Raw genomic sequence first — 11,395 nt, forward strand, 5'->3', positions numbered from 1 at the left:
GCTATACGGCGGGCTTTGGGGTGCGCTTGTGCTTCCAGCGCCGATGCGACCAGAGGTATTCGGTGGGCGCCGCCTGAATGTCGAGCTCCAGTTGCCGGGCAAATTTTTCGGCCAGAACAAAGTCGTTTTTGTCGAGCGGGCTGTTGCCGTCGTACAATGGGGCAAGCCAGACCTCGTAGTAGCCGCGCCGCACGCGTCGGATGCCTACGTACACCACCGGGTAGTGAAACTGGGCGGCCAATTTGTCGGCACCGGTATAAAAACTTGTGTCCTGGTGCAGAAAGGTCGTCCAGTAAGGCTGGTCTTCCGGCCCGGCCGCCTGATCGGACAGCAGGCTCAACGACCGCACTTCGTTGCGCCGCCGCACTAGGTCGCGCAGAGTGTCGCGCATGGGCACCATACGGGCGCCGGTACGGGTGCGCAGGCGGTACATAAAATCTTCGAAAAACGGGTTGCTTAGCGGCTTGTACACGCCATCGGCTTTGTCGGGAAACCAGAAAGCGCCGGCCGAAAGTATCCACTCCCAGTTGCCGGCGTGCGAGCCCATCGCCAGCACCGTACGCCCTTGGTCAAACAAGTCCGTCATCACCTCTGGGTTGCGCATGCGCACGCGGCGCTGAAGCTCGGCGTGCGATATGGTACGCAGCTTCAGAATCTCGACCAAGATTTGCGAAAAATGGCGGTAAAACCCACGTGCCAAGGCGGCAATCTCGGTTTCGTTTTTTTCAGGAAAAGAATTGCGCAGGTTTTCCGTCACTACCCGCCAGCGGTAGCGCACGACGTAGGCCACGAGCAAATACACTCCGTCGGCAATCACGTACAGCACCGACAGCGGCAAGCTCGCCAAGGCCACCAACAGCCACTCAAGCGGCCGATAATACCACGGATACGGTTTTGAAATTGTGCTCATAACGATCAACCACGCGTCACCGATTTGCCACCGAAACCGGGCGTATACAAAACCCAAAGTCCTGCTACATAAGCAGGACTTTGGGTTGCAAAACAACTAGGTGCGCACGGCTTAACCAATCCCTTCCGCAACTACTTCATTATCAATTAGTTAATTAGAAGAAGCGCCAGAAGGTGCATATTCTTCCATATCGCGTTGCAAATGAGTGGTTTGCGTAGCGATCAGCTGTTTCTTCGAATCGCGTACTTCCATCGTGAAGGTGTACTTTCCGGAAGGCAGCGGGCCCAGCGGCAGCTCGCCGACCACGGGCGTAGGCCGGCCCGCCGCCGCTTGATCTAGTTGCACTTCGGCTTCGGCAGCCGCTCCCTCTTCGGAGACTAGCTTGTACCGAACGCTCAGCGGCTGCCCTTGCGGAGCTTGATAAAGCTCGGTGTAAAAGAAAATCTGGCTGGTGCCGCGGGCGTACAAACCGCCGGGGGTGCGCACCAAGTTGTAGCCACCCCGCGCAAAACTGTTCTGGGCCGGCGATTTAGCCGCTGGCCGCGAGAGCAGCACGATGTCGCTCAGGCTCGCCTTTTTGGCGCCGGCTTCTAATATCAGAGGCACCTCTACAGTAGTTTCCTGGCCGGCGCGGTACTGGTCGCGCACTTTGCCGCGCAGCGTGTACTGGCCGTCGGGCAAGGCAATGCGCTTTTGAAAGCTAACCGGGTTTTTGAGGGCAATGGAAGTATCGCTGAGTACCGGCGGCTTCAGCGTGATGGTTTCTTGGTAGGCCGGTTTGCCATCGGCCTTCAGCACTTCCAGCGTCACCACGGCGGCGGCCTGAAAAGCTTTGGGCGCCCGGCGCATGTACGTGAGCGACTGCCCCGGCACGGTCGCATAAATCTCCACAATGGCACCTTTCACGGCCATGTCTTCGTTATGAAACCGAGCTACGTCGAGCAAGAGCTGGGGCGAAGCCGCGCGGGACGTGCAAGCAAGCAGCGCAAAAAGCAGAATAAGGAGTGGACGCATCGTGTCAGATTGTCGGGTGAAAGTACGCACTACTGCGCAAAAGGCTTTTTGGTAGGATAATGGTTCAGGCGTACGTGCCCCTTGGTGCGGCCGGGCGAAAACAACGCCTTTCGGCAGCTGCTTTTACCCTTGAACATTCGTCGCGTGCCCATCTTATTTGAATCGCAATACAATCCTCCGGCGGCCTTCTTTGCGGAGCTGGCCGGTGCCGATGCCCTGTGGCTGGAACGACACGAGCACTACCACAAACAAACGTATCGTAATCGTTGTCTTATACTTACCGTGCAGGGCGTAAAGCCGCTTACCGTGCCGGTGGTCAATGGTAACCGTAGCGAGAAAGTAAAGACTTCGGAGCTCGAAATTGACTACAGCCAGAACTGGATTCATCAGCATTGGCGCACCCTGCAAACCGCATACAGCAGCAGTCCGTATTTCGAATACTACGCCGACTACCTGCACGACATTTACGTACAGAAACACTCGCTCCTCTTCGACCTGAACCTGACGCTTTTGCGTTTCTATCTGCGCTGCCTTCGGCTGCAAATTCCCGTGGAGTTTACCGCCGAATATCATCCCTCCTACCCTACCGAAGCGGTCCGGGACCGACGCGATTGGCTGACACCAAAAGCTGCGCATCCCGCGGAGCCTGACAACACGTCCGACCACGGCGGCGTCCGGCCCTACCCGCAGAGCTTTGGCGCATCTTTTGTACCGAGGCTCAGTATCTTAGACCTGCTGTTTATGCAGGGTCCGGCCGCGGGCAGATTTCTTACGTAGTATCTGTACCCAGCTCGAACCTTCGCCCGAATCAACCTGTTTTCAGGTAGAATCGGCCCAATCCGCCGCTCCGGTTGCGGGGTTCCGTTTTTCTTCATTACTTATCTGCATGGAAGCTAAATTCTCAAATCGAGTCAAGGAGGTAATCTCCCTGAGCCGGGAAGAAGCCATCCGGCTCGGTCACGACTATATCGGTACCGAACATTTATTACTGGGAATGATCCGCGAAGGGGAAGGCACCGCCATTGGTTTGCTCAAGAAATTGGGTGTATCGGTGGAGGAGCTTAAGTACGCCCTCGAACAGGCCACCCGTAATACGGCCACGCAGGGCACGAGCATCACCGGCTCGATACCCCTGACAAAACAAACCGAGAAAGTTCTCAAGATTACCTACCTGGAGGCTAAAATCTTCAAGAGCGAAATCATTGGTACAGAGCATCTTCTGCTATCAATTCTGCGTGACGAAGACAATATTTCTTCTCAGATCCTTAGCAAATTCAACGTGAACTACGAAGCCGTTCGCGACTCGCTGGATTATCACGGCAATACTGCCCCCACCGACCGCGCCCCCGATACCGACGACGACGACAACGACAAGCTGTTTGGTGGCTCTAGCCGCGGCGGGGCTGGCAGCAGCTCTTCGGCCGCTAAGAAGCCCGGCGAAAAGTCGCGCACTCCGGTGCTCGACAACTTCGGCCGCGACCTCACTAAACTGGCCGAAGACGACAAACTCGACCCCATCGTGGGCCGGGAAAAGGAAATTGAGCGTGTAGCTCAGATCCTGTCACGTCGTAAAAAGAACAACCCGATCCTCATTGGTGAGCCCGGGGTTGGTAAAACGGCCATTGCCGAAGGCCTTGCCCTGCGCATTGTGCAGAAGAAGGTATCGCGTGTGCTGTTCAACAAGCGCGTGGTTACCCTCGATCTTGCTTCGCTGGTTGCTGGTACCAAGTACCGCGGTCAGTTTGAAGAGCGCATGAAGGCCGTAATGAACGAATTGGAGAAGTCGCCCGACGTAATCCTGTTCATCGACGAGCTACACACGATCGTGGGCGCTGGCGGGGCTTCGGGCTCGCTGGATGCTTCGAACATGTTCAAGCCGGCTCTGGCCCGCGGCGAAATTCAATGCATCGGTGCCACCACGCTGGATGAGTATCGTCAGTACATCGAGAAAGACGGCGCTTTGGCCCGTCGTTTCCAGATGGTAATGGTTGACCCAACTACGCCGGAGGAAACCATCGAGATTCTGCACAACATCAAAGACAAGTACCAAGATCACCACCACGTGGTGTACACCGACAAGGCTATCGAAGCCTGCGTAAAGCTGTCGGATCGGTACATGTCGGATCGTTTCCTCCCAGACAAAGCCATCGATATTCTCGACGAGGCCGGCGCCCGGGTGCACATCAACAACATCGTGGTGCCGGAAGATATCTTGAAGCTCGAGGAGAGCATCGAGAACATCAAGACGGAGAAAAACCGCGTGGTGAAGTCGCAGAAGTACGAAGAAGCTGCTCAACTCCGCGATAAGGAGAAGAAGCTTCTCGAACAGCTCGACCAGGCCAAAAAGAACTGGGAAGACGAGACCAAAAAGAAGCGTTACACCGTGAAGGAGGAAAACGTGGCCGAGGTAATCGCCATGATGACCGGCATTCCGGTAAGCCGTGTGGCCCAAAACGAAAGCCAGAAGCTGCTCAACATGGGCGAAGAGCTTCAGGGTCGCGTAATTGGTCAGGAGAAGGCCATCAAGCAATTGGTGAAAGCCATCCAGCGTACCCGCGTTGGCTTGAAGGATCCGAAGAAACCCATTGGCTCGTTTGTGTTCCTCGGCCCAACTGGGGTGGGTAAAACAGAGCTCGCCAAAGTGCTTGCCACGTATCTCTTTGATAAAGAGGATGCTCTGGTACGTATCGACATGAGCGAATACATGGAGAAATTCAGCGTATCGCGCTTGGTTGGTGCACCTCCCGGCTATGTAGGTTACGAAGAAGGCGGCCAGCTCACGGAGAAAATTCGCCGCAAGCCGTACTCCGTAATCCTGCTTGACGAGATTGAGAAAGCTCACCCTGACGTCTATAACTTGCTGTTGCAAGTGCTCGATGATGGCATTCTAACCGACGGTCTGGGCCGCAAGGTGGACTTCCGCAACACGATCATCATCATGACCTCTAACATTGGCGCTCGTGACCTGCAGGACTTCGGTGCTGGTATTGGTTTCGGCACCAAAGCCCGGTCAGAGAACATCGATGAGATCACGAAGGGCACGATCACCAATGCGCTCCGTAAGACGTTCTCGCCAGAGTTCTTGAACCGCTTGGACGACGTGATCGTGTTTAACTCGCTCGATAAGAAGGACATCCATCGCATCATCGACATCTCGCTATCGAAGCTGCTGTCGCGCATCCAAACGCTGGGCTACAAGGTCGAGCTGACGGAGAAGGCCAAGGACTTCGTTGCCGAGAAAGGCTACGATCCGAAGTATGGGGCACGTCCGCTGAACCGAGCCATTCAAAAATACATTGAAGACCCGATCGCGGAGGAAATCCTGAAGGCGGAAATCGCTCAAGGTGACGTGATTACTGCTGATTTTGAAGATGGTAAAGAGGAGCTCAACTTCTCCGTCTCAAAAAGTGGTGAGAAGCCGAACCTGCCGAGTGATGAGCGCCCCGCTGAAGCACCCGAATCTCCGGATGCTGAGAAGGGCAAGTAAAATATAGCGTTAGATTAAAAACGGCCGAACCTTAATTGGTTCGGCCGTTTTTATTTTTTTAATACTTGTAGGATAGGGCTCATAATCCTACCTTCATATTACAATATTTAATGGCTTTTGTCCAAAGCAGTTAAATACTGATAATTTTAGTATGCAACGTATGCCTTCGCCACTGGTAAGTGTAGTAATGCCGGTTTATAATACTTCTGACTATGTAGAAGAAGCAATACTCAGCATTCTAAATCAAAGCTTTACAGACTTCGAATTCTTAATTTTCAATGACGGCTCAACAGATAATAGTGCTGAAATCATCAGAAGCTTTAAGGATAGGCGGATAAGATTTTATGATCATCCCCTAAACACTGGCTATGTTGTTCATTTGAATAAAGGGATCGAATTATCTAGAGGATGTTTCATAGCTCGTATGGATGCAGATGATATAGCACATCCTGATCGTTTAAAAATTCAGGTAGAATACCTTCTAGCTCACCCATGTGTGGGAGTATGTGGAAGTCAAGTACGGTACATTGGAAGGCACAATGGTGAATCTGCATTCCCCACTGATAACGATGGAATCCGTATTGCACTGATGGCGTATTGCTCGTTGTGGCACCCTTCTGTTATGATCCGGAAGGAAGTGTTAACTGCTCACAAACTTACTTATGACCCTGATTTTTTATACACAGAAGATTATGACTTATGGTGTAAATTAACCAAAGTCACGCAGCTAGTTAATCTACCTGACTATTTATTAAGCTATAGAAAACATGATAATCAAGTAAGCATTGTAAAAGAGCAACTACAAACAGAAGCTATTCAAATAATTGGCCAAGAATATCTAAAGTCATTAGGATTTGATTTATCACAGAATCAAAGCGAATCCTTAAAGTACCTCAGTGAATATCCAATCACAATAAATGACCCTACTGAACTTAAGCATCTTCTTGAAGCAATGAATAAGATCAGAACTCAGAATTTTACCCTTAAAATATTTAATCCCGAGAAATTAGATGCATTCTTACAGCGACATTGGATTAAAATAGTAGATAGTATCAAATATTTTAATCCTAAATTCATTATTCCATTAGTTAATACTGAAAAAACATTCATAAAGAATTTAAATATATTTGAAACAATCAAATATATAATAAAGAGTCTATTATATTGGAACACAAGAATATAATATCAAATTAATTGCATAATAAGAAATTATCATTATAAGTATTTTAAGATAAAGTATATTTACTTTTTATAATTTTATTCTTTATGCTATCGCCACAAATTTCTTGATATCTGCACAATATTCCTAAATACAGGACAAGCATCGTAAATTGGCTTAATTATGGACAGCGGGAATGGTTGCTTAAAGATAAATTTATCTAATTTTTGAAGCATAGCTGGATGTCTATCCGCTTGATGAATGGTAAGTGCGGGGTAGCCTTTTTGATTCAATAAGCACCCTTGGCTATTGTAATTGTACTTAGAGGGATCGTCAGTGCCAACTGTTACAATAATGCCCTCCTCATTATGTAGCCGTATAGTTGGCTCTAATACACCTTGGTAGAGTAACACATTCTGAATAGCCTGATCTACACAATTTACGGCATCATTTGTGGCAACAATTGCTGTCAGCATAATTTTCAGATATCGCTTTATTTGTTCAGTCGGTCCCATTGTAGTTCCGGCACAAGTAACCCTTTTATTTTTGATTCTATCTAATACTTCTTTGTCATACCCAGCTAAAAGCCATTGTTTAGTCCAAATGCAATCGGAGATTATATGTGCCTCGATCGCAACGTATAGAGCGTCTTCAATTGTGAAATCAAATGGGTCTTTTTGAAAAATTACATCCTTAATATCTGTTAATAAAACATTGTCATATTCCTCACCATTCTCAAGCAAATAGTTGTAATACATAAAATGCCGATAATTATAGATATGGATTGGCGAAGGCAAACTAGGGAAGTTATCAGGATGCGGTGTATCAATGAATGGAAAATCGAGCCTATATGAAATAAGTTCGATTTTTTTATTTTTCAGATTATATACAAGGTCTGGCTTATTATTAGGGCCAATAAAAATACAAATGTGTCCCTGAAAATTAACTTTTGATAAAGATTTAAAAAACCTAATCAGATCAAAATAACTATAATTATCAGCAATACCAAGAATCAAGTTTTTTTTCATAATTAGTTATCTTGAGTAAGTGGATTTTATTGAAGCTTCTTATACACACTAAAACCTTAATATTAAGGCATACAGCCAATACGACACACAGAGTGGGTGGGCACTGTATTAAACTAAGTATGAGAACTAATGCACAGACCTTTATTATCTATCAACAACAGGCTGGCAGCTAGCAAAAGCTGCCAGTTCTATTAGAGACACCTACATTGGCGTAAGTTGTTACATCTTGGCTTTATTTAAGGTAAGTTTGTTCTTTACAAACTTCTAAATTGTACTTTCTAAACGCAAATACTTAGCTATACTACTGATGACCAGTGAATTGCGTTTCAAATCAGCCGCCTTGCTGGTATAGGGCCTAATTACCCAAGCAAAACATGTCGATTACCTCAGAAAAAAAGTGGGACTGGGAAATCGCGCCTGCTACCAGTTGGTGGGGAGCCAGTATGGAAGCACTCTGGTCATACCGTCACTTAGCAATTGGACTTATCAGACGTGATTTTCTTCTCATCTATCAGCAAACCATCCTTGGCCCATTTTGGGTGTTATTGCAACCAGTACTAACCTTGGTCACTTATGTGCTGGTATTTGGGAAAGTAGTAGGGATCTCGACCGGCGGGATTCCGCCAGTATTATTCTACTTAGCTGGCATCGTACTCTGGAATCTTTTTAATGAATCTTTTACCAGCATTACTTCCACTTTTCGCGACAACGCCCACATTTTTAGTAAGGTTTATTTTCCTCGCCTTATTATACCGGTTTCGCGCCTCAGCGTTTATCTATTGCACTTCACGATTCAGTTTAGTTTACTTGTACTAGCACTATTATACTATCTGATTTTCAGCCCGTTGCAAGCCCCAGAAGCTATTTCGTTGATGCTTGTTCCGGTTGCTGTTGTGTTAGTGAGCATTATCAGCTTCGCATTAGGTTTGCTGTTTTCGGTAATTACAGCCAAGTATCGAGATGTAGGTCATTTATTAGGCCTCGTTGTGCGCCTGCTTATGTTTCTAACTCCCGTTATTTATCCTATAAGCTACGTATCAGAGAAGTGGCGTTGGATCGTGCAGCTGAACCCTCTAACACCTTTGTTTGAACTTTTCCGACGCGCGCTGCTAGGGCAAGGCGTCGTGACGATTCCACAATTCGTTTATAGCTTCACCTTTGCTGGCCTTTTGCTGATCGTTTCACTGCTCATTTTCAATAAGCAAGGGGACAAACTAATTGATATTTTGTAAGTATTTATGGCAGAGCCAGTTATCCAAGTAGAAGGTTTGTCTAAAATTTATCGGTTAGGAAGCATTGGTACGGGCTATTTGCTCCAAGATTTGCAACGCTGGTGGACGACAGCTATTCGTAGAAAAGAGGATCCTTTTTTTCAATTACAGCCGCCGGCTGCATTATCGAGTGCACAGAACCAAACTTTGTGGGCTCTACAAGACATTAACTTTGAAGTTAAACAAGGGGAAGTTTGGGGCATTATTGGCAATAATGGCGCGGGCAAATCCACCCTGCTAAAAATCATTTCTCGCATTATCCGTCCCACAAAAGGCATAGTCAGAGGAAAAGGCAAGGTCAGTAGCTTGTTAGAAGTAGGCACGGGCTTTCATCCGGAGCTATCAGGCCGGGAAAATATCTACTTGAGCGGCTACATCCTGGGGATGAGCAAGGCAGAAATCAACGCCAAGTTTGATGAAATAGCGGCATTTTCCGGAGTCGAGAAGTTTCTGGACACGCCTGTAAAACGTTATTCTTCAGGCATGTATGTCCGGTTGGCGTTTGCTGTGGCAGCACATTTAGAGCCGGATATACTCATCATCGACGAAGTATTGGCTGTGGGTGATGCCGAATTTCAAAAAAAGTGTTTAGGCAAAATGCGGGAGGTCTCACATCGCGACGGGCGCACCATTCTCTTCGTAAGCCATAGCATGCAAGCCATTACCAACTTATGTGACAAAGGCTTGTGGTTGCAACACGGAAAAATTCAGGAAATAGGTAATGCGACACAAGTTGTAAACCGCTACCTAACTGGCTTGCAGCGCTTGCAGCTCAAACAGAGTTGGGATAATATGGAACAAGCTCCAGGCAACGAATACGTCAGGTTCAAATCCGTCGAGTTGATACCACATTTGCCTTTTCCCGATTCTCCTCTAGACATCCGCGCATCCTTGACTGTAAAGTTCCAGTTTTGGAATTTGATGGAAAATGCCGTGCTCGGTGCGGGCCTGCATTTGTTCTCTTACGCGGGCGAATGCATCTTCGACGTGCCTGCCCCGCCTCTGGTATGCGAGAAAGGAGTCGTGTCCGGCGAGTGCCACATCCCGGGCAATTTCCTTAACGATGGTTCCTATTACATTTCACTTATTATCATACAGAACGCTTCAGCAGAAGTATTCTATTACGAACAATGCCTGTCCTTCGACTTGGAGGATGCAAGAGGCGAAATTCATGGGTTTGGCAAATGGATGGGAGCCGTACGACCCAATTTGCCATTTCAGCTGAAACAAGAGAAGGTTCTTTTCTAGTAGAAAACCATGAGCTACTTCTTTCCCTACCAAATTACCCATGTCTATTTAAACCAACAGCTGACATTGCCCGCTTTAACGTATCATCGGCAGGGAAATTATTTAGTCTTTTGGTGGAAAGAAACGGCAGTAGGGCACTTGTATATTGAGCCTGAACAGACGCTTTCTGAGGAGCAATACTACTCCGCGCTGTCAATGGCAATTACTCCTACTATTCGACATTTTGCAAACAAAAAGCATACGAACTCTGATTCTTGGCAGACTTGGTTAGCTCAACGAGATAATGCGCGTTTGGCTACTTGGATGGATTCCATTTTTCCAACTCCGCCGACGCTGCCTAAGCAGGTACCAGTTTCAGTAATTATCTGCACTCGGAATAGGGCCACTTTGCTGCGGAGATGCTTGCTTATGCTGCGTATGCTGGCATGTATGCCCCGCGAAATTATAGTGGTTGATAATGCTCCAATAGATGAGGCTTCTCAAAAAGTCACCCAAGATTTTGAAGAAGTAATTTATGTCGTAGAACCCCACCTTGGCCTCGATAGAGCGCGCAATACAGGCGTTAAAACGGCCCGGTTTCCTGTGGTTGCTTTCGTGGACGATGATGTAGTTGTGCATCCTTTTCTGGTTTACAGGGTTTGGGAAACTTTTCAGGAATCTTCTGTTGCTGCAATGACAGGTTTGGTTATTGCCATGAGCTTGGAAACAGAAGCGCAATTCATCTTTGAGCAATATTGGAGCTTCAACCGAGGCTACATTAATAAAATGTATACCCCTGATTATGTGCGGGTTGTCAATAAGCAAGCACCTCCAGTCTGGGAAATCGGAGCGGGCGCCAATATGGCATTTCGAAAATCAATTTTTGAGGAAATAGGTTATTTTGACGAACTGCTGGATGTGGGGGCAGCAGGCTGTAGTGGCGACTCAGAGTTATGGCACCGTATCTTGATTCGCGGACATTCCATTGAATACAATCCTTGGGCCATAGTATACCACGAGCACCGCAGGGACGCGACAGCTTTGAAACGCCAACTGTTTTATTACATGCGCGGCCACGCTGCCGCTGCCCTCATCCAACAAGAGTATAACCCACAAGCAGGCTATGAGCAGTACCTCTACAAAATTCTTCCCAAATACTACTTTGATTTAGCAAAGACCGATTTTCCTCATTTTCGTTATCGCAGCCGCACCTTGTGGGCCGAAATGAAGGGTCTGGTGTCTGGCATAGCTTTTTATTATCGTAACCGAAAGGGTGCACCTAAGCCTTCGCGCTAAATC

9 protein-coding genes are annotated in these 11,395 nt (G+C 47.7%); 6 read left to right on the forward strand and 3 right to left on the reverse strand.

Going from position 1 to position 11,395, the window contains the following annotated elements; all coding sequences use genetic code 11:
* Position 1: 1 nt before the first annotated feature.
* Positions 2–910, reverse strand: coding sequence for a lysophospholipid acyltransferase family protein (locus FHG12_RS03705; protein WP_230471276.1), 909 nt, complete (start codon positions 908–910; stop codon positions 2–4).
* Between the two features lie 150 nt (positions 911–1,060).
* Positions 1,061–1,924 (reverse strand): Ig-like domain-containing protein, encoded by an 864-nt coding sequence (locus FHG12_RS03710; protein ID WP_139514394.1) that lies wholly within the window; start codon positions 1,922–1,924, stop codon positions 1,061–1,063.
* A gap of 129 nt (positions 1,925–2,053) precedes the next feature.
* Between FHG12_RS03710 and FHG12_RS03715 the strand changes: the two genes are divergently transcribed.
* The 3 genes from FHG12_RS03715 (at position 2,054) to FHG12_RS03725 (ending at position 6,594) form a co-directional block, all read left to right on the forward strand.
* The gene (locus FHG12_RS03715) at positions 2,054–2,701 is read left to right on the forward strand and encodes a WbqC family protein (RefSeq protein WP_230471277.1); all 648 of its coding nucleotides are present in this window, start codon (positions 2,054–2,056) and stop codon (positions 2,699–2,701) included.
* Positions 2,702–2,810: 109 nt separating this feature from the next.
* Positions 2,811–5,411 carry an ATP-dependent Clp protease ATP-binding subunit gene (locus FHG12_RS03720; RefSeq protein ID WP_139514396.1) on the forward strand — a complete coding sequence of 867 codons (2,601 nt, stop codon included), beginning with the start codon at positions 2,811–2,813 and terminating at the stop codon, positions 5,409–5,411.
* Positions 5,412–5,571: 160 nt separating this feature from the next.
* Positions 5,572–6,594 (forward strand): glycosyltransferase family 2 protein, encoded by a 1,023-nt coding sequence (locus FHG12_RS03725; protein ID WP_165699295.1) that lies wholly within the window; start codon positions 5,572–5,574, stop codon positions 6,592–6,594.
* An 86-nt stretch (positions 6,595–6,680) separates the two neighbouring features.
* On the opposite strand, the gene FHG12_RS03730 is transcribed toward FHG12_RS03725, so the two are convergent.
* On the reverse strand, positions 6,681–7,598 hold the full coding sequence (locus FHG12_RS03730) for a hypothetical protein (RefSeq protein ID WP_139514399.1): 918 nt from the start codon (positions 7,596–7,598) through the stop codon (positions 6,681–6,683).
* Between the two features lie 374 nt (positions 7,599–7,972).
* On the opposite strand from FHG12_RS03730, the gene FHG12_RS03735 reads away from it, so the two are divergent.
* From FHG12_RS03735 to FHG12_RS03745, 3 genes are read left to right on the forward strand one after another with little or no spacing between them, the layout of a single operon-like run.
* Positions 7,973–8,830: an ABC transporter permease gene (locus FHG12_RS03735; protein WP_230471278.1), complete on the forward strand. Its 858-nt coding sequence runs from the start codon at positions 7,973–7,975 to the stop codon at positions 8,828–8,830.
* A gap of 6 nt (positions 8,831–8,836) precedes the next feature.
* Positions 8,837–10,117, forward strand: coding sequence for an ABC transporter ATP-binding protein (locus FHG12_RS03740; protein ID WP_139514401.1), 1,281 nt, complete (start codon positions 8,837–8,839; stop codon positions 10,115–10,117).
* A gap of 9 nt (positions 10,118–10,126) precedes the next feature.
* Positions 10,127–11,392 (forward strand): glycosyltransferase family 2 protein, encoded by a 1,266-nt coding sequence (locus FHG12_RS03745; protein ID WP_139514403.1) that lies wholly within the window; start codon positions 10,127–10,129, stop codon positions 11,390–11,392.
* The last annotated feature ends 3 nt before the right edge of the window (positions 11,393–11,395 follow it).

The organism is Hymenobacter jejuensis, from assembly GCF_006337165.1.
GTDB lineage: Bacteria > Bacteroidota > Bacteroidia > Cytophagales > Hymenobacteraceae > Hymenobacter > Hymenobacter jejuensis.